The sequence below is a fragment of the Agrobacterium sp. NPDC090273 genome, assembly GCF_044772305.1.
GTDB lineage: Bacteria > Pseudomonadota > Alphaproteobacteria > Rhizobiales > Rhizobiaceae > Agrobacterium.
On sequence record NZ_JBIVYN010000014.1, the window covers coordinates 1 to 22,922 of the forward strand.

Below are 22,922 nucleotides of genomic sequence, written 5' to 3' on the forward strand. Positions count from 1 at the left end.
AAAATCCTGCCACGCCAAATCCGGCCCCGCAGCAGACCATCAGAACACCCCCGCAAGACGCCCAAAACCACGGCAAAACCCAGGCGACACAAGCCTTCAACACCGCCAGAATGACCTCAGAAACACCGCCTCACAGCCCAGAATCCAGATCCGTCGACGGGCTGAAACGTGCGACAAATGCATGTGCCCAATTTGAATACTAACGTTCCGCGCCACATGGGAGGACTTTGGGGTTCGTTCGAAAAGCGTTGGGATCCATGTGGGGAGTGCTCTGTATTTGCCGGACCACATCTGGCATCACACAATTTCTGTTTCGCAAAGGGATCAAAACTTAGAGGGCCTGTTAGATTTGGCCGTCACACTTCGCCTGGATGGCTTTGACAGACGTACAAGCCCAAGCGTCATTGCCTCTGTCTATTGGAGCCCCCCTGGCACTATCGACGTTGAGGGCTATTTTGACGCTCTTATTTGGCGTCGCACTGCGCCAGAGATCTATAGAATCTATTTCCCCGATCCATAGCTGTCGAACAGCGTTTGGGTTCGTCACCGGCAGCTTCCCGGTCGCTGACATTGGTTATGCGGGCGACAGAAACATCGTCACATTACCGTACAACCGAAATCAGGGTAACGCTCTTATTATAGTGGAAGCGAAGCGGGCATATCTGTTCTGAATCTTGGCGCTCGAATGAAACACTGATTTCTGTGAGATGGCCCGTATCCTCAGAAGGATGTGGTTAAGCCTCAACAGGGCTTGCAAGGCGTCTGGCGTTGCCACTATGGCAACGCGTCGTTGCTTTTCGCCATACTTCCAATCGAATTGACTGGGGTCATAATTCGGTCATGCGGGCGACAAGAGCAAGGACGGCGCCGCATCGACCAGAGGGACAACAATCTATGACTAATACATCCGCAGGCGGATGGTGGCTGCACGCAGTTGTGCTGGCTATCGTCATCGTCGCTGAATTCATCGGCATTCAAAGACTGTCAATCGGCGTTGGCACTGTTGTCTTCTTGCCGATCCTTTACGCGTTCGCCCTGGGCATCGCGCTCAATCCCCATATTCTTAAAAAGACGGCTGCGCTCATTCCACCTGCAGCCGTGAAACTCTCCGGCACGATGATCACCATTTCGATCATGCCATTCATCGCCAAGTTCGGCACCACGGTTGGCCCGCAGATCGACAAGATCATTGAAGCAGGTCCTGCACTGGTGATCCAGGAACTCGGAAACCTCGGCACGATCGTCGTTGCCTTCCCGATTGCCGTCTTCCTTCTGAAGATGGGCCGTGAATCGATCGGTGCGACCTATTCCATCGACCGTGAACCGAACCTCGCCGTGATCTCGGACCGTTATGGCCTGAACAGCCCTGAAGGCGCCGGCGCGATGGGCGTTTACGCAACGGGAACACTGATAGGCACTTTCGTGTTCGCAATCATGCCACCTCTCATCCATTCTCTGGGATGGTTCGACTACCGTGCGCTCGCCATGTCGTGTGGCGTCGGTTCTGGCAGCATGCTTGCAGCGTGCACCGGGAGCCTTGTCTCGGTTCTGCCTGACAACAAAGACATCATCCTGGCACTCGCAGCCGCCAGCAACATCCTGACTTATGCAACCGGTCTTTATGTTGGTCTCTTCGTTGCGCTTCCGCTGACGGAATGGCTCTACAAGAAAGCCCGTCCAAATGACCCTGCAAACTGGGCAGCCAAAGGAGAGAGCAAATGAGCATGAATTCCGCGCAAACCTCCTCCGTCGAGGACCAGATCCCCGCCCACGGTGAAGACGAACGCAAGGTCAACGTTATCAGGTATTCTGGCCTGCTTCTGATCGCCTGCGCAATCGGGCTTGTCGCTAACTGGGTTGGAACAGGCACCAACCCGCTTGTCGCCCTCCCCGGCATGGCGATCCTCTACCTTGTTTCTGTCGCAGGTCTCATTCTGGCCCGCTACATGCCCTTCTATCTTCCGGGCGTTGCCTGGACTTCGCTGCTTGCGATCGTTGTGACATTGCCTTTCGTACCGGGTTCGGCCTGGACCCTCGAAAAGGTCAATGCTCTCAACTTCCTTGCACTCGCAACCCCTGCGCTTGCCTATGGCGGGCTGGCACTGACCAAGGGCGAGTTCGATATCGCCAAAAAGTCGGGTTGGAAGATCGTGATTGTCGCGATTTGCGTCATGTTCGGAACCTATATCGGTTCCGTCGTCATTGCAGATCTTTCACTCCGCATCGCGGGTCAGTAAAACTATCAACCGGCCACATATCACATGCGGCCGGTTTTTATTTGAAAGGGAATGCAGGTGCAGAATTTTCTTCAACACTCCGATATCGAAGAAGCCGTCAACTGGCGTCATCATTTGCACCGCAACCCTGAACTCGGGTTTGAAGAAACCGAAACGTCCGCCTTCATTGCTGCGCGTCTCGCAGAATGGGGCTATTCGGTTAAAACCGGCTACGGAAAAACTGGACTCGTTGGCAGCCTGACCCGCGGTAGCTCGTCTAAAGCAATCGGCATTCGCGCCGATATCGATGCCCTGCCGATTTCGGAGAAAAGCGGCGTTGACTACGCGTCACGCTCACCAGGAAAAATGCACGCCTGCGGCCACGATGGCCATGTAGCCATGGCGCTTGCTGCAGCGAAATCGCTCACAGCTCAATCATTCGACGGCACCGTTCATTTCGTCTTCCAGCCTGCTGAAGAAAACGAGGGCGGCGGACGGGCCATGGTAGAAGACGGTCTCTTCCGTGATTTTGCCATGGACGGTATTTACGCCATGCACAACTGGCCAGCGCTGGACCTTGGGCAGTGCGTTGCACGCAACGACCAGATGATGGCCGCATTCGGTACTTTTGAGATCAAGGTTAAGGGTCGAGGGGCGCATGGAGCCATGCCGCACGAGGGAGCAGATCCGATCGTTGCCGCATCTCAGATTGTCTCCGCTCTACAGACCATCACCAGCCGCAATGTCTCCCCGCTGCAATGCGCCGTCGTCTCGGCGACCCAGGTTCACGGTGGTGATGCTTGGAACGTCATTCCCGAAGAGGTCGTGATCCGGGGCACAACACGCTGGTTCGATGAACAGGTTGGCGCGAAAATCGAGGCGCGTCTTGCAGCACTTGCAGGCTCCATTTCAGCGGCATTCGATTGCGAAGCTGACGTGGACTACATGTACCGTTATCCCGCCACGATCAATGACCCAGCTTGTGCGGCAATCGTCCGAGATGTTGCGCCCGATGTGGCTGGTGTGACTGTGGTCGAGGCCGATCCGAGCATGGCAGCGGAAGACTTCTCTTTCATGCTGCGTGAAAAGCGCGGGTGCTATTTCTGGCTTGGCGCGAAGAAGAGCGGCAGCAATCCCGGCCTGCATTCCGCCTATTTTGACTTCAACGACGCTCTCCTGCCGATTGGTGCCAACATGTGGGTCTCGCTGGTCCAGAACCAGTTAAAGACGGCGTGATCGGGATCAAGGTTGAGGTATCCAGTCGATTGACAGGATCTCGCGACCGGCGAAGTATGCCCTGATGGAGACGCTTGACGCCAAAGCCCTGCGAATGTTTACCGCTGTCGTTCGTACGGGTTCGATCCGTAGCGCGGCCGAGCATCTGCATGTGGCGGCATCCGTTGTCTCTCGTCAGATTGCCGAGACCGAAAAAAACGTCGGCCTGCCGCTCTTTGAGCGAAGCAGTCGTGGTGTAGGGCTCACCGACGCCGGCAGGCTGGTGCTTGAGCACGCACAGCGTGTCATCGAGGACAGCAATCTTCTCTCCGAACAGCTCGACCAGCTGCGTAGCGTCCAGCAGGCCCGTATCCGCATATGTTGTGGTGAGGGCTTTCTGGGCGACATGATCGAACATGGCCTCAAAAGCTTCGTGAATATCTACCCAACGGTTGCGTACTCCCTGACACTCGGCAGTACAGATGATGTGCTCGATACCGTTGCGAATGGCGATACCGATATCGGCATCGCTTATAATCCGGTGATCGACACACGCATCCGGTCTCTGGCGATTTCCCGCCAACCGCTTTGCCTGGTGGCACCCAACGGACATCCCCTGCTCGAGCGAAAAACTGTGCTGCTGCGGGATTGTCTGGCAGAATGTCGCTACGCTCTTCTCAGCAAGGGACATGGTGTCACGCAATTGGTTGGCCGCGTTGCAGCAGACTGCGGGGTCGCCGTTGCTCCTTTGGTGGAAACGCCCTCAATCGACGTCCTGCGTCGCTTCGTTATGGCTGGCCTTGGCGTTACCTTCCTGCCGCACTTTGCCGTAACGACTGAACTCACTCGCTCCGCACTCGGTGTTGTCGAACTGAGTGACCCGCTTTTGTCACAGGCGAGCGCCCATCTTCTGGTCAAATCCCGTCGCCGACTGCCTGCCTCGGTCGAGCGCCTTGCAAGCCATCTTGCCGTTGAGATGGCCGCCTTCAAACTCTGAATAGAGCGTTGCTCCACTCGCAACGCGTCGTTCCCGACACCTAGACTATCGGTACCGGGACGAAGATGAGAACGTTCGCCATCACCAAACCAGCAGAGCGCATTGCTCTCTAAAAGGGAACGTTCAATGTCGACAGACAAAAAGGTTACAGTCGGGGTCATCGGACTTGGCAGCATGGGGCTTGGCATGGCTCAAACACTTGCGTCCAGGGGCTTCCGCACACTTGGCTTCGATCTCAGTGCAGAGCGTCGCGACCTTGCAGCCAAGTCGAACATCGAGCCTCTCGATACGATTGCAGCAGCTTTCGAAGCGAGCGATTTCCTCGTCTTTTCATTGCCGACGGCAAAAGACGTGGCTGATGTCGTCAATCAACACGTCGACATCCTGGAGAAGCGAAAGAGCGCTCATGTCATCATCATCGACACGTCGACGTCCGAGCCAGATGTCAGCCGTGAACTCGCCGACCGCCTCGTTGCTCTCGGACATGGTTTCCTCGATGCTCCAGTCAGCGGTGGCCCGGCAGGCGCGGCGTCCGGCAAGCTCACCATGATGCTTGGCGGAAGCGAGGAAGACGTGGCTTTTGCGCGCCCTGTCATCGAGGCACTGGCCGCCAAGGCTTTGCATGTCGGTGCGAGTGGTGCAGGCAATGTTGCAAAGCTGGTCAACAATCTTTTGGCAGCCGCGCATATGGTCACCACCAGCGAAGCACTGAAACTCGCACTTGCTGGCGGTATTGACCCGGAGGCTGCATTGCGTGTCCTCAATGCCGCATCCGGTCGTTCGATGATCAGCGAAGTTCATTTCCCGACCTGGGTCATGTCAAACCGTTTCGACAGCGGGTTCTCCATGGGCCTGATGCGCAAGGATGTCCGTCTCGCCAGTGAATTGGCACAGCGCACGGGCGCTGAACTTCCAATGGCCGACCTCGTGGCCAAGCTCTGGGCCGGCTCCACCGACCTCAAGGACGGCGACGACTTCACCCGCATGGGTGCTTTCAAACCAGTTTCAAACTAAAGGACTGCAGATTATGGGCAAGAACGAAATCATCCTCGATCAGGGTCCGCGTGTTCGTGAACTTCTCAAAGGTTTCTTCAGCACCGAGGAAATCGGTAGCCTTGTGAATGGCGAGATTGTTTTTGGAGGAGGCGAAACACTCACCCTCACAGACCCCTCCTCGGGTAAAGCCTTCGCAACCTTCAAGGATGCCGATCAATCCGTTATCGATGCGGCCATGGATGCCGCCGCCATCGCACAGCGCGCATGGATGAAGATCACCGCTTCGGCTCGCGGCCGCATCATGTTCGAAATCGGCCGCCAGATCCGTGACAACGCCGCCGCGATTGCCGAAATCGAGAGCCGTTCAGCCGGCCGCCCCATCCGCGATATCCGCGGTGAAGTGGTCAAGGTCGCGGAAATGTTCGAATATTACGCCGGATGGTGCGACAAGCTCCACGGCGACGTCATTCCAGTGCCGACCTCGCATCTCAACTACACGCGCAACGAGCCGATCGGCGTTGTGGTGCAGATAACACCATGGAATGCACCTCTTTTCACCGGCGGATGGCAGATCGCTCCAGCACTTTGCGCAGGCAACGGCGTTGTCATAAAACCGTCTGAACTCACACCCCTCAGCACACTGATCCTCGGTCTGCTCTGCGAACGCGCTGGTGCGCCGCGCGGACTTGTCAACGTGATCGCCGGCCAGGGAACCACTGCGGGCCAGGCTGCCATCATGCATCCGAAAACCGGCCTGGTGGTGTTTGTCGGTTCGGCACATGCCGGATCGCTGATCGCAGCAACAGCGGCAAGAAGTGTAGTTCCCTGCATTCTCGAACTCGGCGGCAAATCAGCAAACATCGTCTTCGACGATGCGGATATCGAGCGCGCCATTCTTGGCGCCCAATCAGCAATCTTCGGTGGCGCCGGCCAGAGTTGCGTTGCCGGTTCGCGTCTCCTCGTTCATCGCTCAATCCACCAGAAATTCGTGGAACGCTATGCCTTTGCCGCTAACAAGATCCCGGTCGGCAATCCTTTTGAGGACACAACGCAGGTAGGCCCGATCAACAATCTTCGCCAGTGGACCAAGATCACCGAGATGGTACAGCAGGGCGTTAGCGAAGGCGCAACGCTCGCCGCAGGCGGCGGTCGGCCTGAGGCGCTGGAAGGAACTGGCGGCTTCTACTTCTCCCCGACCATTCTTGACAACGTCTCTCCGACAGCCACGCTTTCCAAGGAAGAGGTATTTGGGCCTGTTGTCGGCGTTACGCCGTTCGACACGGAAGAGGAAGCGATTGCGCTTGCCAACGACAATCCTTACGGTCTTGCCGGGGCCGTCTGGACGCAGAATGTTGCACGCGCCCATCGTGTGGCGTCACAGGTACGGGCCGGAACTTTCTGGATCAACGGCTACAAGACCATCAGCGTCATGTCGCCGTTCGGCGGCTTCGGAAAGAGCGGATATGGCCGCTCCAGCGGCAAGGATGCACTGATGGCCTATACCCAGACAAAAAGCATCTGGGTTGAGACCGCAGAAGAACCCGCCGTCGCATTTGGTTACGTCGGCTGATGTTATCCGAGGGGTCGGCGAAAGCCGGCCCTCTTCTTTGCAAGAAATCAGCAATGCCAATCCTGGCGTAAACAGGCCCCTTGCGACGGAACCGGTGTACCTCAGAAAAGTTGGTAATTGGCGGCATAGATCTCCTGAAACTACGTCCATCCATCTCGAACGGTCCGCTTTGCGCGACACATCGTGGCCCCTTGTAGGAAGGCAGGCTCGTTCCCGAGCCAGGCTGTTGGCGCGCCCCTTCACAAAGGCGTGCGCCACGCACTGCGACTATGTTTCGGTGGAAAGCAGACGATCATCAACCAACTGATTCATCGCTGTCTCCTTTTCCAGCTTTGCACGCGCGTCTGATGACCGGTCAGAGATCAACCATGTCGGCGACTTCGACCGGCAGGCCCGTCTGGAAAGAGCGGTTGGCAGCAAGGCCGGTCAGGATCGACATGGCACCGTCACGAAAATCTGCGGCGAAGGCGCTGCCCGAGTTCGAGCCACCAAAAATATCCGCGAGCATGCGCCTGTCGCCGCCGCCGTGACCGCCCTCCTCCATCAGCACCGGTACGACACGCGGTTCGCCATGCAGCGGGAAATGATAGAGCTGTATCCCCTTTGCCTCGCCTTCATTTTCTGAAGAGCCGCCGGCATTAATGTAGGAGGTTTCGCGAACCATGAGCTCGATTCGTCCTTTCGAGCCGTTGAAGGCGACGTTGAATCCTTCCCAGGGCGCATAGGTGTTGAGCGAATAGGTCATTACCGCACGGTTCCTGTAGCGCACCATGACCTGCATCGTGTCTTCGATGCTGATGCCGTCGCCAAAGACGTTCTGGTCACGCTGATAACCGTCCTCATGTTCGGCATCCCAATAGAGCGCTTTCTGGACCGGGCTTTCGGTCAGGTCGATGGCGAAGGGATCGGTTTTCGCAGCTGCAACCTTGGTGGTGCGGGTATAGGGCGTGAACAGGCCGCGCTCCTCGGCATTGGCGCGGCCATAGAAGCGCAGATCGCCCATTCCGAAGACCGTCTGCGGTTGGCTTTGCAGCCAGAAATTGACGAGATCGAAATGGTGGGTGGACTTGTGGACCATAAGCCCGCCGCTGTTGCGCTTGTCACGATGCCAGCGACGAAAATAGTCGGCTCCGTGCTTGGTATCGAGCAACCACTCGAAATGCACGGAATACACGTCACCGATGCCGCCTGAAGCGATGAGCTCATGGACCGCCGCATTATGCGGGGCATAACGGTAATTGAACGTGACGCGGACTGAGCGACCCGTCCGCTTTGCCGTATCGATGATCTGCTGGCATTTGACCACATCCGTCGTCATCGGCTTCTCGGTGAGAACGTCGCGGCCAGCCTCCAATGCTGCAATGATGTAGATGTGGTGGGTACGGTCGATCGAGGTGACGATCACGACATCGGCACCCGTCTCGTCAAGCATGCGGCCAAAATCCTCGGCCTTGTATGTCGGCAACTGGCTGAGGCCGAATTCCTCAATCAGGACCCTGTTGGTGTAATCCATGCGGGTCTGGTTGGTATCGCAGAGCGCTGCCAGTTCACTATTCTCACTGTAATCGCGAGCAATGGCTTCGTAAAACATGCGGGCGCGTGCGCCTGTGCCAACCAGCACATACTTTTTCTTGGCCATGGACTATCTCCTCTTCCTTTCACGCCAAACCGTTCCGATTGATGATGCCGGTCCGGCGCATCCATTTGTTTCTGATCATCTCTTGAGAAGGACGCTTCCTCTACTGTGGCCATGCGCAACCTCCGGAATCGAATAGCCGGCAATCTCCGAGTGCGGCTCGATCATTTGACCGGCAGGACTACTGGCCTGAGGGTGACATTGATCTCGCTGGAACGTCGGAAACACATGCAGAATTGCGATGTCACCGAGATATCCGGCAGGCTCGACACATTACTCACCGATCACCGGTCCCGCCCGTTACTGCTATCGACGTGCATCGAGGATGCTGCGGGCCAGCTTCCCAGGTGAAAATCCGGTTGGCTGCATTGTTTTTCGATGTCCGCTGACTCCTCCCCGAGTGCACTTTCTTGGCGAAGACTAGCCGTCACAAGACATATGGACAAATAGAATATTTCCGCCCAATCATAGAATTTCTTTATGAAGACGGGAGGTGAATATGGACAAGGCACTGGAGCAATTCGCGGCGGTTGCCGAAGCCGGATCATTTATGGCGGCAGCCGAAATACTGCACATCTCCCAACCGGCGCTGAGCTACAACATCAAGCGGCTGGAAACGTCATTGGGTGTGGAGCTCTTTCACCGCTCAGTGCGCGGCGTCCAGCTGACGCCCTATGGGGAAACGCTCTACAACAGCACTATCTTTATGAAGCGTCTTCACACGAATGCCCTTAACACAATTGCCCGGCAGAAAGCGGAGCTGGAAGAAGGCATCAGCATAGGCACGGGTTATTCGACCTGGATCCTGCTTTTGAAGGATTTTGTGATCGAACACTTCAACATGCACCCGGCAGCGCCGATCAATGTCAGCATCGGCAACACGATGCGCTGCATGGACCAATTGGTCGCTGGCGATATTTCCCTGTTCATGGGGCATCGGATCGACCAGTTGAAACCAGGGCTCGCGGTTGACTTCATTCCCCTGGGGCGAGCGACCGACGGGTATTTCGTCCGTGACGGGCACCCACTTCTTGAACGAACGCATTCGGTAGACGAGATACGCGGCTATCCAACGACAATGGCGAATCCGATGGAAGCACGACAAAAACGCCTCGTCTCAGGATCGGGTAAGCGGGATATCGATGGCATTGGCCACGCGTTCGCATGCAACTCGATGGACGCATGCATCGACTTCGCGCTCAATACGGATTCGGTGCTGATTCACAGTGATGTGCTAAGAGACTACTTTGTAGAGAAAGGCCTGCGAGAGGTGAAGATCGTCCCATCAGGGGCCGGTCGCCGCGCTTTGATGGGATTTTACATTTTACCGGAGGGCCGATCCAAGCCCAAGATCAAGGAAATCATCCAGTTGATATCAGCCCGAGCCGAGGCTGCAGGACTGTTTCCATCGACAGTTTGAATACACCTTGCTTTTCTCCGGTCGCTCACGGCCATGGAAATCTTCCCAATTTTTTCATTGGTTATCTGGCACTCGCTCAGAGACGGATCCGACCCCGAGACTGGCGAGAAGTCTGTTACGGAGGCTCGCAAAAATGGGGTCGGCATGGTCGCGTGGCGACTTCAGGTCGATTGGGACATCTTCTATGAAGCGGCCATTGTCGAGCACAAGCACTCTGTCAGCCAGTGAGATTGCCTCATCGACGTCGTGCGTTACCAATAACACCGCAGGTCGATGCCGAAAACAAAGCTCTCGCAACAACTCGTGCATTTTTAAACGGGTAAGGGCATCCAGAGCGCCGAACGGTTCGTCTGCGAGAAGAAGCTCAGGTTGCCTAACAAGCGAACGAGCCAGCGCGACGCGCTGCTGTTCACCACCAGATAGCTCGATAGGCCAAGCGGAATCACGACCTTCCAGCCCGACTTCCACGAGTGCCTGCTTGCCAGTCAGGCGTTCATTTTTCGGAAGCCCAAGCGTAACGTTTTGAATGACGGTTTGCCATGGGAGCAGGCGCGCGTCTTGAAATACCACCGAAACATTGTCGGGCGTCAGCAACGTACCCGATCCCTCAGTTCCGTAGTCCAACCCCGCGAGAGCCCGCAGAAATGTACTTTTTCCTGAACCACTACGCCCGAGCATGGCAACAAACTCGCCTTGCGGAATATCGAGGTCGACGTTGTCGAGGACTTTCTTTTGGCCAAAACTTCGGCTGACATTGCGGATATGGACAGCAGTTTCATCGGTATTCAATGTGCCAAGGTGCGACGCCATGAGAGCAATCTCCTTTCAAGAAGGCGAACAAGACTGTCGGACACCAGACCCAGAAGGGCATAAATGACGATGCCAACCAGAATGACGTCGGTCTGACCGTACGTGCGAGCAAGGTCGATCATGTAACCGAGCCCGCTTGTGGCGTTGATCTGCTCGACCACAACAAGTGAAACCCAGCACAATGTCACGGCAAATCGTAGCCCCAACAAGAAACCGGGCAACGCTCCCGGTAGCACAACCTGAAAAATGAAGTCTCGCTGGCTCATCTTGAGCGTTTCCGCGAGTTCAACATATCGGCTGTCGATACTGCGCAGCGCGTTATGCGTGTGTATGTAAACCGGGACGATCACTGCCAGGATGATTGTGGTAATTTTCATCTCCTCACCGATTCCGAACCACAGGATCAGCAAAGGGATCAGCGCCATGGTTGGCACGGCGCGTTTGATCTGAACGGGGCCATCAATGAGGGCTTCACCGATACGCGATAGTCCAGAGACAACTGCGAGTGCAGTACCGACTATCAATCCGAGACTGAGGCCTATTAGCGCTCTATACGACGATGTTATCAGGTTATCTTGCAGACGCCCCTGTTCGATCAGCCTGACAAACGCACCGACCACTGTCCATGGTGCAGACAGGATCCTTGGGTCTATGAGTCCAAGGGCCGAACCCGCAGCCCAAATCAAAATCAGCAAGAGAGGCCCGATGTGTAAGCCGAAGGGGATTTCGGCACCAGGTCCAAGGCGCTGCCTCACGCCGTTTTGTAATCGTCTGCGGCCGTTTTTAGACGCCTTTTGTGAAAGCGCGCCTGGGCGCTCGTTGTCCACTTCCCATGTTGTCGCCATGTTCATTGTTCCTTCGCCAGATGCAGTGGATGAGGGATTCACTGCCCTTGGGCTAGAGCGGATACACCGAGCTTTTCGAACCGATTGTCGAATATTGCCTCCACGTCGAATGGCTTGTAGCCAAGTTGGTCAGCCAGCAGGTTGATTGTTGCTTGGTGGCGCTCCTTAACATCCCGCCAGTCGCCGGAAACCACCTGTTCCCCTGTCAACTCGATAAGGTATTTGCCGTCTTCCTCGCTCAGGCCCTCTTTGCCGACATAGTACTCTTTAAGCCATCGTTCAGGATTCCGGTTAACCCAGTCGTTGGCTTTCGCCCAGAGACCGACAAACTCAGCCAGCGCCGCGGCCTTGGCTGGATCGTCCAGCACCCACTGTGGCGCGTAGAGGTGGCCGGGATCGTCTCGCAATCCATGTTCAACCAGAGTGGCACCGTCTGAACCATACTGCGAAATGTAGCGTCGGATGTTCACGCCGCCAATCGGTGCGATATCGACCTGTTTGCTTGCAAGCGCTTTGGGATAGACATCGGCAGTGCTAGGTAGTTCAACGAGCGTGACATCATCTTTTGTAAGGCCAACGCTTTGCAAGGCCCTCAGCACCAGTGTGCCCTGCGCTTGCCCAGGACTGAAGGCGATACGCTTGCCCCGGAAATCGGCAAGCCCCTTTACTTCAACCCCTGGAGCCACGCCGAACCGATAAATTGGATTTGCAATTGGGTCGCGTCGCTCTTTGTAGGCGATATTGCGTACCGGCAAATTGTTCCAGTTTGCAAATATGGACGGGATTTCGGCTACTGACCCCACATCGAGGGCGCGGGCGCGAAACGCCTCCGATGTTTGTGGTCCACCGCTGATATTTGCCCATCTCACCTCGAAGCTTAACTCTTTGTCGAGACCCGACAGTTCGAGCGCTTTTTGGGTAACTGGGTCACCAATCGTCAGTACCGTCCCCTCTGGAACCGCGGTTGCAAGGGGAGTATTGCTGGCCGAGTTCGCAATACCGGATTGAATGCTTACTGCACAAAAAACGGTCACGGCGAGTTTTGTTAGACGTGTTAATTGCATGTCGTGCGTTCCCCGGTGATATTGGTGCAACTACGTTGGAAAGCTCATGCTCATACATTGTATATAAAATTTATAGACTATTAGATCTAAGATTGGCCTCGAGAATAAAAAATTCTTCCGTCGACATAGACCTGGAGCATCCGGCTCGTCCGCCAACCAAACTGCGACGGGCGGATAAATCGATCACAGAGGCCACGCAGACGCCGCGACGCCAACCGAGCCGCATTTGATGATGCGAACCGACAGCTGGCCCTTTGACTGTTGATCTTTCGAAATCTAGTTTTTGCGGACGACCGGTACCACGGCTTGCGAGGCTTGGGAGCGAAAGCAAGGACGGATAAACTGGTAACACACCAGGTAATCGCGCAGGGCGAAGTCCTCGCTCAATGCAAGATGGAAGACGATGATCGACCTTAGAGATGCTAATTATTTTGTCACGGTTGCCGAAGCGGGGAGTCTTGCGCTTGCGGCGGAAAAACTCGGACGCACGCAGCCTGCTTTGACCAAATGCATACAGAGGCTAGAGGACGACCTGCGGATTGAGTTGTTTCGTCACGAGGGACGGCAACTCGTCCTGACAGAGGCGGGCCATGTATTCCTAACACGTATGCGCAGTCTTCTCGGTTTTGCGACCGAAGTCCGACGCGAGATGTCGGATCTCGGAACCGGCGTCGCTGGTTCGATAAAAATAGGCAGCGCAGCCACGACGGCGGAATATATGCTGCCGCATTTGACAGCTCAGTTAATCAACCAAGCACCCGCAGTGACTTTGGAGCTGACAGTGGGCATGAATGACGTACTCATGCGTGCGCTCATTGAAAAGTCCATCGACCTTGTCTTCGGGCCACTGACACGGTCTACAAGCGAGAGCGAACGGTTCGAATCTTTTTCGCTAACCAGTGATGACGTTGTCGCTGTTGCCAGTAACGATCACCCCATTTTCGATCATCCGCTAACACCTGAGACCCTGGCTGCATATAAATGGGTACTCGCAGGGCCGGGAGTTGCCACGCGTCAGTGGCTGGAGAGTACGTTCCGGTCGCTTGGATTGAACGAACTTCAAGTGCAGATGGAAACCAGTTCCATCTTTCTTCTGCCGAGACTGATTTCAGAGACAAAACTGCTTAGCTTCATCTCCAGACGTAATCTGGCCCCCAACGCCGTAGGCGAGCATCTGCGTGAAATCCCGCTGGAAGCAACAACGATGCGCCGCGAGTTCGGTATCATCCGCTTGCGTGAGGCCTATTTCACGCCGGCAGCCAGATTGCTGGTGCGGATTGCAGAAGAGAGCAGAGCACAGTTCGAAAACCGCCCTCTGCCGGGTACGGAGAGTTCCTTCTGAGCAACCGTGCCTGACGACAGCCATCCGCCGTCAGGCATCGGACCGGCCCTATCGGTGAATGGGGATGACACCGATAACGATGGACATGCCCAACATGATGAGTGACGCGGCCACCGACCAACCAATGGTAAACTTCTGGGTCTCACCGTAGTTGAGGTCCAGACGACTGACCAGCAGGTAGGTGGAGGCAACCAGTGGACTGAGGATATGCACCGGTTGGCCGACCAGGGAGGCACGTGCCATTTCCGCTGCGGTAATCCCGTAATGTCCTGCGGCTTCGGCAAGAATGGGCAGCATTCCGAAGTAGAACACGTCATTGGAGACGAGCCACGTGACCGGAATACTCAGTAGCGCCGTGATGACGGCCATGTAGGGACCAACCTGCTCCGGGATGATCCCCACGATCGATTGGGCAAGGGCACTGGCCATGCCGGTTTCATTGAGTATCCCGATGAAGACGCTGGCCGAAAACAACATGGCAGCGACTGAAAGGATAGCCGGTGCGTGATTGGCGAGCACATGCTGTTGAGCGGAGTATTGCGGGAAATTGACAGCCATAGCGATGGCCGCGCCGATCATGAAGAGGTAGGAAAGCGGCAGGAGTTCCAGCACCAGCGAGGTCATCAGCGCAATGGTGAGTGCCCAGTTGAAATATAGCTTCCAGCCAGGCACGCCCCGGGCTTCGAGCAACTGGGCAGAGTTGAATTCGATTATACCAACCCGCTTACGTTCGCGAACACCGAAAATCCACGCCATCACGAATGCCCAGGCGACACAGGCGAGCAGCGGAATGATGAGCGGAGTGAAAACATCGCCCATTTCGACCTTCATGGATGCGGCCGCACGCGCAGTCGGGCCACCCCAGGGAAGGAGATTGCCCACCCCCGTGCACTGCAAGAGAAGACAGGCCACCATTGGCAACGACAGACCAAGCCGGCGATACAGCGGCATGAATGCGCCAAGCGTGATCATGTAAACCGTTGCGCCATCCCCATCGAGAGCGACAAGGTAACCGAGAGCCACCGTACCGACGAAAATCTTGACAGGATCACCGCCAACCGCGCTGACGATCCGTTTGACGATCGGGTCGAATAAGCCGGCGTCCGTCATCACCATGAAATATATCATCGCAAAAATCAGCAGCACGCCCGTCGGAGCAATCGTCCTGATACCCTTGACGACCATGTCGCCCATATCGGCACCGAAGCCGCCGATCAACGCAAAGACGGTCGGCACCAGAATAAGCACTGTCATGGCCGACATGCGGCCACTGATCAGCAGGTAAATGAAGCAAGCAAACATTGCGAAGCTGAGTGCAATGAGCACGATAAAATCCTCCTCCCACAGGCATGCAGCCCGCGAGTAATTTCGATTGAATTGCCTTTAAAGATGCAAGGCTAGAATTTTGCAGCCTGTCGGCCTCTGCTGCATGGCGGCAGCACCTCCCGTAACGTCACCCAGTCCCAACGCCCCTTGGCGACGCGCTGATCAGACCGGTAAACCTTTCGCTCGCAGAATGGCGTCGAAACGCTCAGGGTCCGAGGTACCCTTGACGTTGCTTTCGCGGATCTTTGCTTCCCGCTCAAGATGCGCGAGGGTCTTGGGCAGGAGGGCGGCAGCGTCTTCGGCTGGAATGGCGATCACACCGTCAAGATCACCCAAGACAAGATCGCCCGGCTGGACCACAAGCCCTCCGACGGAAACCGGAACATTGATCTCGCCCGGACCTTCCTTGCTCGGGCCGCGATGTGTGTGCCCGCGGGCAAAAACCGGCATCTCGCCCTCAGCCCATTCTGCCAGGTCGCGAATGGCGCCATCAATGACGAAACCACCCAGCTTCTTTGTCATTGCGGTTGTTCGGATCAACCCGCCGATGACCGCCTGCGTAAGATCGCCTCCGCCGTCGATCACGATGACGTCGCCAGCCTGCGCCATCATCATCGCCTTGTGGACCATGAGATTATCGCCGGGCCTGACACGCACGGTCACGGCCTGACCACAAAGAATCTTGGCGCCGTGATAGGATTTCAAACCCATCGAACCGATCGACCGCCCCATGCAGTCTCCTGCGACCGCAACAGGAACTCTGCCGAACTCTTCAAGAAGATCTTTCGGCAAATCGCCGTGTCGCGGATTGATGTGATAGCCGGCAGGCCAGACGACAGCCGTCTTGGTTTCACCGCTCATGGAAATACTCCTTTATGGATGGTATCGTTTCGGGATTGACGCAGGCCGATTTCGGCGGGGGCTCTCCCTTGAGAAAACCGAGAACATTTTCCGCCGCACTCTTTGCCATTTCTGCAAGTGCGGCCGGTGTCGAGCCGCCCACATGCGGCGTGAGAACCACATTTGCGAGCTTCAGCAACTCATTGTCGGGCAAGATCGGTTCGTCAGCCGTAGTGTCGAGCCCTGCTGCGAAAAGCCGTCCTCCCTTCAACGCCGAGATCAGAGCTGCCTCATCGACAACTTCACCGCGGGCAGTGTTGATGAGAATTGCCTGATCGGGGAGTTTTGCAAACGCGCCGGCATCGATCAGGCCGCGGGTATGCGCGTTCAGCGGAACATGCAGGCTCAACACGTCGCAGACAGGCAGCAGTTCATCGACCGATCCCACCATGTAGATGCCGTCCATCGGCGCGACGCTTCCGTAGCCGGGATCATACGCCGCGACGTTCATGCCGAGCGCGAGGCACGCTTTGGCAAGGCGCTGACCGATCTGACCGAAGCCGACCAGACCAAGCGTGCGACCGCTGAGCTCCAGACCATCCTGGGCGCGGGACCAGCGTCCGTCTTTTATTTCTGCATCCATCCAAGCGATCTTGCGGGCACAAGCGAGCATCAGGCCGAGTGCCATTTCAGCAACCGACTGCGCATTGGCGCCAGGCGTGACAAAGACCGGGATGTTGCGGGCCGTGGCGGCTGCAACATCAATGTTGCTGACGCCGACACCGTGTTTTGAGATAACTTTGAGACTTGGGCAGCTTGCTATTGCCCTTGCTGAAAGGGTGACAGTGCGAGAGATAACCGCATCGATCTGGTTGGCGGCCATAATATGGTCGACCGCTGCTTCACCGCCGCCCGCGTCCAGATAGATCAATCTGCAACCGGCGGCCTCCAGCACAGAGGCACCTTTGGGATGAAGTGCTGATGCAGTTATGAAAATCGTGTAGGCCAAGATATCTCCTCCATAGTGCCGAGGTCGCCAAGGAGGTGCAATATCTGCCCGTCGACGCCATCTACCGTTCAATGAAAGGAGCCTGCAATCGATCTGCGGTCGGTGTTGCAGAAATAGGATTTGCCCGGCTCCTCCACACGGTCATTCGACTTTATGGACCGAGAACATCAAATCAATTTCATTATTTTCATTTTCATATTCCTGTCGGGAATATGTTCCGCAGTACAACCGCGAAGATGGCTGGCGGCGTCAGTCGTAGCGCCTGCCATCGGTTCAGCGGGATCATGCACAGTCACGGCATCCAGGCGCACCTTCGGCGCAGCATTGGCAACGGAAGCCCCAGACAAAAGAAGATTGCTGTCCTGTGTTCATTATTCGATTTCCGCCGTCGCCTGAATGATACGATCGACGAGTACCTGGCTTGCCGTGGGAATGTACCCACCCTTACGCATGAAAATTCCGAAATGGCGCTCCAGGGTCATTTCCGGGATAGGCAGTTCGACCAGATTTTCACCACCATTTGTCCGAGTGAGGTTCTGCCGTGATGTGAAGCTGAGCAGATGGGTACGCGCGATCAGCTTCGGCATCAGCGGCAACGAACTGATCTCCACCTGCACGCGTGGGGGCGGTAATGAGAGCCGTTCAAAAGCGCGTTCGAGCCAGACACGCATTCCGACGCTCGATTGTGGCAGTATCCATTTGAACTCGTTCAAATCCTCCAGCGCAACCGGCCGTCCCGCCAGCGGATGATCGCGGCTGGCGACTATAACCACATGATCCTTCATGATCGGCAGACAGTCGAATTCATCGCTTTCGTAGACAGGACTGATGACCACATCGAGTTCATCTCGCCGCAGGTTATCCAGCAGTAAGTCTGTCATGCCTACGGTGAGCTTCAGCGTGACATCCGGGCTCGATCGCGTCAGGTTCTGAAGGATTTCAGGCATCAGAAATTCGGTGATGGTCGCAACGACGCCCAGACGCGCATGGCCGCGCGATCCATTGACGTAATCATGGATCTCGCGCTGCGTTTCATCAATCGACTGGATGATGTGCTTTGCCCGGCGAATGAGTACATTGCCGACCGGCGTCGGGACGATAAGGCGCCCCTTGCGCTGAAACAGTTTCGTCTCGGCCTCTTCCTCCATGCGCATGATGCATTTGGTCAGCGCAGGCTGGGTGACGTTCATCCGTTCGGAAGCGAGCCGCAGATTGCCACACTCGCTGATGGCAACAAGGTACCGAAGATCGCGTTCATTCATCTGATGTATTCCTATCGGTTATCGGATTTGGAATATTATCCATTGGACGTCATCGATTTCTTGGCGATATCGTGACTGCACTGAGATTTCAAGCATCACGCCAAGCCTGTCGGCGCATCATGCTCCCAAAGGCCCCTGCTGAGGAGAGCAGGCCCAGCTGCTTGAAGTTTTTGCAAAGTGCAGACTTGGTTGGGAGGACCATATGAACGCGTTCAGGAAGTTTCTCATTTCGACGGCCATCGCCGTCTCGGCCACGGTCGGCCAGATGGCTCCGGCGACTGCAGCAGAAATCCGTGTCGCCGGTGGCGTCGGGATCCTGTTTGCACCGATTCACGTGATGAAGCAGGGCCAGCTTGTCGAAAAACATGCCAGGCAGATGGGGCAGGATCTGTCCCTGCAGATGCTGAGCTTCCCAAGCGGCAGTGCAGTGACCGACGCGCTTCTTTCGGGCAATGTCGATATCGTTGCAGCAGGCGTGTCCAATGCGGTGCTGCTCTGGTCGCGCACCCGCGGCGACGTCAAGAGTATCGCAGCAGTCAGTGGCACGAAAAGTGTGCTCGTCACAAAAGATCCAGCCGTCAGGACCGTTAAGGATTTCAAGGAAACAAGCCGTATTTCGGTAACGTCCCTAAAGGTCTCCAACCAGGCGATCTATCTCCAGATGGCTCTGGACAAGGAATTCGGCGACGCCAAGAAATTCGATCCCATGATGGTTCAGTTGGGTTTTGCCGATGGCGTACAGTCGATGATGAACCCAAAAGGGCCAACCGACGCGATGTTCGCAGGTCCGCCCTATTACCAGCAACTGCTCGAACAACCCAACATGCACGCGGTCCTGACGACTCTCGATGTTGCCGGGCCGACGACTAACCTGCTGGCCTTCAGCACCGCCGCGTATCACGATGAAAACCCCGAAGCGATCAAGGTCTTTCTCGCAGCTCTCAACGAGGCGCAGGACATGATCAACAAGGAGCCGAAGAAGGCAGCCGAGCTATATCTCGCCTCGACAAAGGAAAAGTTCACGGTCGATCAGCTGGCCGGTATGTTCGCGGAAGAGGGAAATATCTTCCAGTCGCTGCCGCTCGGCGTGCAGCAGACCGCCTCCTTCATGGCCAAGATCGGCCTCATCAAGACCGCCCCTGAAAGCTGGCGGGAATTCTTTTTCCCCGATCTGCAGTCCGCACCACAGGCGGAACACGCGAACTGACCATTACAACAGGGAGGAAACCGCGATGAACGTCAATCTGCCGTCGTCCGGAAACCAAATTCGGAAAATCACGAAAGCGGAACCCATTCTCGATATTTCCGATGTCACGCTGCAATACACCGCGGGCCATCTTTCTATCCTCGCGACACATAAGGTCAGCGCCCAGGTTTTCAGCGCCGACCGCTTCGTCCTGCTGGGCCCTTCCGGCTGCGGCAAGTCTACGCTCCTGAAGGCGATAGGAGGCTTCCACAAGCCAAGTGAAGGCGAGATCCGTCTTCACGGCAAAAAAGTCGTCGGCCCCGGACCTGACCGGATGATGGTGTTTCAGGAGTTTGACCAGCTCTTGCCGTGGAAGACCGTCGTACAGAACGTCATGTTTCCGTTGGTCGAGTCCGGTAAGCTGAAGAGCCGCAAGGAGGCAGAACAACGCGCGCGCCACTATCTCGACAAGGTCAACCTGACCAAGTTCGCGGATAATTATCCTCACATGCTGTCAGGTGGTATGAAGCAGCGTGTTGCAATTGCCCGCGGAATGGCGATGGAACCCGACATCCTGCTGATGGACGAACCGTTTGCGGCCCTTGATGCCCTCACCCGCGTCAAGATGCAGGACGAATTGCTGGAGCTTTGGGACGATACCCACTTCACCGTCCTTTTTGTCACACACTCGATCGCCGAGGCCATCAAGATCGGCAACCGCATCCTTCTTCTTTCTCCCCATCCCGGCCAGGTGAAGGCGGAACTGAACGGTCTTTCCCGCGACGACGCCGCTGGAGCCAAGGGCAGCGCACTGGAACGGGACATTCACGACATGCTGTTTGCCGAGAAGGCAAGCCAGGAGGTTCAACATCATGGCTGACGTCAGCGCATCACCGCTCCACAACTACCGCCCCGAGATTCGCCGCGAGCCGGCAGGTGCCGAAGCCTTCGGCATGATCGAGCGCAAGCTGACTATCTGGGAAAAGATCTACGGCTCGGGACCTGCACGCAAATTCTTCATTCTCGCGCTTCTTGCCATTGCATGGGAAATCTACGGCCGCGCTGTCGATAACCCGCTGTTGTTTCCGACCTTTTCGGAGACAGTTTCGGCACTCGTTGCCGGTATTGGGTCGGGTGAACTCCTGCAACGGATCTGGGCCTCGTTGCAAGTTCTGCTGACAGGCTATGTCATCGGCATATTCGCGGCCGCGGCACTGACGATGGTGGCAATCAGCACCCGCATCGGCGAGGATCTGATGGTGACGCTGACGGCTATGTTCAGCCCACTGCCAGCGATCGCGCTGCTGCCGCTCGCGCTGATCTGGTTCGGCCTCGGATCGGCAAGTCTCGTCTTCGTGCTGGTCCACTCGGTTCTGTGGGCGGTGGCGCTCAACACGTTCTCCGGCTTTCAGTCGACCTCCCGCACTCTACGGATGGTTGGTCGCAACTACGGGCTTAAGGGCTGGCGCTTTGTCAGCCGCATCCTGATCCCTGCGGCACTGCCCAGCATCGTCACAGGGCTGAAGATTGGTTGGGCCTTTGCATGGCGCACGCTCATTGCCGCCGAGATGGTCTTTGGCGTCTCTTCAGGCCAGGGCGGGCTCGGCTGGTTCATCTTTCAAAGCAAGAACATGCTGGACATCCCATCGGTATTCGCCGGCCTGCTGAGCGTCATCCTGATCGGCTTGTTCGTCGAAGGCGTCCTTTTCAAACTGCTCGAAGACCGCACCGTCCGCCGCTGGGCGATGCAGAACTGACGCCTGCATTCGCGGGCCCAAAACTCTGGAGGATTAAATGAACACCAACGTTGCGACTAAGGACATCGGTATGGACAGGACCGATCTCGTCGAGACCATTGCCGACTATTTCCGCTCCGAACATTGGCGCAAGGTGATCGAGGTTCTGAGCATAACGCAGGAGCCGATCTACCACGCCCACGCCTATATCGAGACGCAAATCCACCCGCTCAGCCTGGAGGAAATAGTAAAGGGCTATTTCGACAAGATCGGCCGACCGGTGCATCGTAAGATCGAGATCTTCACCTCCGGGCAGGTGGCTGATTCCGGCTCCATCCACGGGATCGAGCCGCATGGCATGCCGCATTTCGACCTGTTGTGGAAATATTCGAAGACAGCCCTGATCGAGCCCGCAAAGCGCGATCACAATGTCGAATACTGGGGTCAGAGCTATATGGACCAGTTCTACAAGAAATTTCCGTTCAAGACCGAATTGACGGCACAGGAACAGGCCGAACTGGACGGTTATTTCGAGACGGCCGCATTCACAAAATACTGTGAACTGAACGAACATCCGGACGTCGTGCATATCCACGCCAATGTCGAAACCTCAGCACATCCCGATCTCATCCGCGCCGCGGCGCTGAAGGCGATGGTCAAGCGCGGCTGGGAGATCGAGGAAGCGGTTCCTGTCGCCTTCCAGATGCGCGGCCAGATGCACGGCAAGATCGTCTTCATCGGCAACACGCCCGAAAAGATCTTTGACATCGCTTGGGCCTTCAACCCCGCCGTCACGCTCATCCCGAGCACCCGTTACTGGCTGACGACGGAAAATCCGACTTACGATGCCCGCACCATGCATGAATTGCCGCAGTTGCTGAAGCGCGATCCCTATCGCCAACTCTCCCTCGTGGAGATCGAAGCTGTCGTCGCGGCTATCTGACACACGTTTCCAAGGAAAAGACCATGACCTCTTCCCATTTTTCATCCGCCACCGGCCAGGGCGGTCGGGTAATTGCGGCCCGCATTCATCCGGATCGCGACGTGCTGCAGTCGATCGAGGAAATCTGCCTTGCGCACAGCATTTCTTGCGGTCAGATCACGACGACGATCGGCAGCCTCAAGCGCGTCGCCTTGCATTACGTCAGCCGCGTGGAACCGGATCCGACACTCGGATACACGACGCAGCTGATCATGGAAGGGCCTTTCAGCCTGCTGACCGGCCAGGGACTGGTATCTCCAAGCGAAGAGCCCGGGCGCCTGAATATTCACTATCACGCAGTGATCAGTGGCGAAAACGACGTGGTCTATGGTGGCCATATCGAACCGGGAACCATCACGCTGACCACGCTTGATCTCTTCATCAGCGAGGTTCAGGGCGTCGACATCATCCGTGGCCGAGATCCCCAGACCGGCGTCATCGTCACCACCATCCAGGCTGCGGCCGCTTGA

22 protein-coding genes are annotated in these 22,922 nt (G+C 56.4%); 14 read left to right on the forward strand and 8 right to left on the reverse strand.

What is annotated here, in order from left to right; genetic code table 11:
* The 7 genes from ACIQT8_RS24730 to ACIQT8_RS24760 all read left to right on the forward strand — a co-directional run.
* Positions 1 to 203, forward strand: a 203-nt coding sequence (locus ACIQT8_RS24730; RefSeq protein WP_400971075.1) for a hypothetical protein, incomplete at its 5' end; no start/stop codon positions are given.
* Between the two features lie 691 nt (positions 204 to 894).
* Positions 895 to 1,722 (forward strand): DUF3100 domain-containing protein, encoded by an 828-nt coding sequence (locus tag ACIQT8_RS24735; RefSeq protein ID WP_400971078.1) that lies wholly within the window; start codon positions 895 to 897, stop codon positions 1,720 to 1,722.
* The gene (locus tag ACIQT8_RS24740) at positions 1,719 to 2,237 is read left to right on the forward strand and encodes a hypothetical protein (protein ID WP_400971081.1); all 519 of its coding nucleotides are present in this window, start codon (positions 1,719 to 1,721) and stop codon (positions 2,235 to 2,237) included. Before ACIQT8_RS24735 ends, ACIQT8_RS24740 begins: the two co-directional genes overlap by 4 nt.
* Positions 2,238 to 2,288: 51 nt before the next feature.
* The gene (locus ACIQT8_RS24745) at positions 2,289 to 3,452 is read left to right on the forward strand and encodes a M20 aminoacylase family protein (protein ID WP_400971084.1); all 1,164 of its coding nucleotides are present in this window, start codon (positions 2,289 to 2,291) and stop codon (positions 3,450 to 3,452) included.
* A gap of 64 nt (positions 3,453 to 3,516) precedes the next feature.
* The gene (locus tag ACIQT8_RS24750; RefSeq protein WP_400971087.1) at positions 3,517 to 4,428 is read left to right on the forward strand and encodes a LysR family transcriptional regulator; all 912 of its coding nucleotides are present in this window, start codon (positions 3,517 to 3,519) and stop codon (positions 4,426 to 4,428) included.
* A 126-nt stretch (positions 4,429 to 4,554) separates the two neighbouring features.
* Positions 4,555 to 5,442, forward strand: a complete 888-nt coding sequence (locus tag ACIQT8_RS24755; protein ID WP_400971090.1) for an NAD(P)-dependent oxidoreductase — start codon at positions 4,555 to 4,557, stop codon at positions 5,440 to 5,442.
* A gap of 13 nt (positions 5,443 to 5,455) precedes the next feature.
* Positions 5,456 to 6,994 (forward strand): aldehyde dehydrogenase family protein, encoded by a 1,539-nt coding sequence (locus ACIQT8_RS24760; RefSeq protein ID WP_400971093.1) that lies wholly within the window; start codon positions 5,456 to 5,458, stop codon positions 6,992 to 6,994.
* Positions 6,995 to 7,349: 355 nt separating this feature from the next.
* Here the strand turns inward: ACIQT8_RS24760 and ACIQT8_RS24765 are convergent, their stop codons facing one another.
* Positions 7,350 to 8,633, reverse strand: coding sequence for a Gfo/Idh/MocA family oxidoreductase (locus tag ACIQT8_RS24765; protein ID WP_400971096.1), 1,284 nt, complete (start codon positions 8,631 to 8,633; stop codon positions 7,350 to 7,352).
* 496 nt (positions 8,634 to 9,129) lie between these two features.
* Here ACIQT8_RS24765 and ACIQT8_RS24770 point away from each other — a divergent pair, with 496 nt between their 5' ends.
* Positions 9,130 to 10,050, forward strand: coding sequence for a LysR family transcriptional regulator (locus ACIQT8_RS24770; protein WP_400971099.1), 921 nt, complete (start codon positions 9,130 to 9,132; stop codon positions 10,048 to 10,050).
* A 54-nt stretch (positions 10,051 to 10,104) separates the two neighbouring features.
* Here the strand turns inward: ACIQT8_RS24770 and ACIQT8_RS24775 are convergent, their stop codons facing one another.
* From ACIQT8_RS24775 to ACIQT8_RS24785, 3 genes are read right to left on the reverse strand one after another with little or no spacing between them, the layout of a single operon-like run.
* Entirely contained in the window at positions 10,105 to 10,860 is a 756-nt protein-coding gene (locus ACIQT8_RS24775) for an ABC transporter ATP-binding protein (RefSeq protein WP_400971102.1), read from the reverse strand.
* Complete coding sequence (locus ACIQT8_RS24780; RefSeq protein ID WP_400971212.1) at positions 10,836 to 11,705, reverse strand: ABC transporter permease; 870 nt, start codon at positions 11,703 to 11,705, stop codon at positions 10,836 to 10,838. The genes ACIQT8_RS24775 and ACIQT8_RS24780 overlap by 25 nt, the downstream gene beginning before the upstream one ends.
* A 38-nt stretch (positions 11,706 to 11,743) precedes the next feature.
* Positions 11,744 to 12,769 (reverse strand): ABC transporter substrate-binding protein, encoded by a 1,026-nt coding sequence (locus ACIQT8_RS24785; protein WP_400971105.1) that lies wholly within the window; start codon positions 12,767 to 12,769, stop codon positions 11,744 to 11,746.
* A gap of 403 nt (positions 12,770 to 13,172) precedes the next feature.
* On the opposite strand from ACIQT8_RS24785, the gene ACIQT8_RS24790 reads away from it, so the two are divergent.
* Positions 13,173 to 14,111 (forward strand): LysR family transcriptional regulator, encoded by a 939-nt coding sequence (locus tag ACIQT8_RS24790; protein ID WP_400971108.1) that lies wholly within the window; start codon positions 13,173 to 13,175, stop codon positions 14,109 to 14,111.
* A 48-nt stretch (positions 14,112 to 14,159) separates the two neighbouring features.
* Here the strand turns inward: ACIQT8_RS24790 and ACIQT8_RS24795 are convergent, their stop codons facing one another.
* The 4 genes from ACIQT8_RS24795 to ACIQT8_RS24810 form a co-directional block, all read right to left on the reverse strand.
* A complete protein-coding gene (locus tag ACIQT8_RS24795) occupies positions 14,160 to 15,437 on the reverse strand; it encodes a CitMHS family transporter (RefSeq protein WP_400971111.1) in 1,278 nt (425 codons plus the stop codon).
* A 162-nt stretch (positions 15,438 to 15,599) separates the two neighbouring features.
* The gene (locus tag ACIQT8_RS24800) at positions 15,600 to 16,298 is read right to left on the reverse strand and encodes an RraA family protein (RefSeq protein ID WP_400971114.1); all 699 of its coding nucleotides are present in this window, start codon (positions 16,296 to 16,298) and stop codon (positions 15,600 to 15,602) included.
* Positions 16,288 to 17,286: a hydroxyacid dehydrogenase gene (locus ACIQT8_RS24805; RefSeq protein ID WP_400971117.1), complete on the reverse strand. Its 999-nt coding sequence runs from the start codon at positions 17,284 to 17,286 to the stop codon at positions 16,288 to 16,290. Before ACIQT8_RS24805 ends, ACIQT8_RS24800 begins: the two co-directional genes overlap by 11 nt.
* 371 nt (positions 17,287 to 17,657) lie before the next feature.
* Positions 17,658 to 18,548, reverse strand: a complete 891-nt coding sequence (locus ACIQT8_RS24810; RefSeq protein ID WP_138791510.1) for a LysR family transcriptional regulator — start codon at positions 18,546 to 18,548, stop codon at positions 17,658 to 17,660.
* 202 nt (positions 18,549 to 18,750) lie between these two features.
* Here ACIQT8_RS24810 and ACIQT8_RS24815 point away from each other — a divergent pair, with 202 nt between their 5' ends.
* The 5 genes from ACIQT8_RS24815 to ACIQT8_RS24835 all read left to right on the forward strand — a co-directional run bounded on the left by ACIQT8_RS24815 (position 18,751) and on the right by ACIQT8_RS24835 (position 22,922).
* Positions 18,751 to 19,755, forward strand: a complete 1,005-nt coding sequence (locus ACIQT8_RS24815; protein WP_400971122.1) for an ABC transporter substrate-binding protein — start codon at positions 18,751 to 18,753, stop codon at positions 19,753 to 19,755.
* A gap of 25 nt (positions 19,756 to 19,780) precedes the next feature.
* Positions 19,781 to 20,614 carry an ABC transporter ATP-binding protein gene (locus ACIQT8_RS24820; RefSeq protein WP_400971125.1) on the forward strand — a complete coding sequence of 278 codons (834 nt, stop codon included), beginning with the start codon at positions 19,781 to 19,783 and terminating at the stop codon, positions 20,612 to 20,614.
* Positions 20,615 to 20,687: 73 nt separating this feature from the next.
* Complete coding sequence (locus tag ACIQT8_RS24825) at positions 20,688 to 21,491, forward strand: ABC transporter permease (protein WP_400971215.1); 804 nt, start codon at positions 20,688 to 20,690, stop codon at positions 21,489 to 21,491.
* A gap of 37 nt (positions 21,492 to 21,528) precedes the next feature.
* Positions 21,529 to 22,413 carry a hypothetical protein gene (locus ACIQT8_RS24830; protein ID WP_400971127.1) on the forward strand — a complete coding sequence of 295 codons (885 nt, stop codon included), beginning with the start codon at positions 21,529 to 21,531 and terminating at the stop codon, positions 22,411 to 22,413.
* Between the two features lie 23 nt (positions 22,414 to 22,436).
* Positions 22,437 to 22,922: a PPC domain-containing DNA-binding protein gene (locus ACIQT8_RS24835; protein WP_400971130.1), complete on the forward strand. Its 486-nt coding sequence runs from the start codon at positions 22,437 to 22,439 to the stop codon at positions 22,920 to 22,922.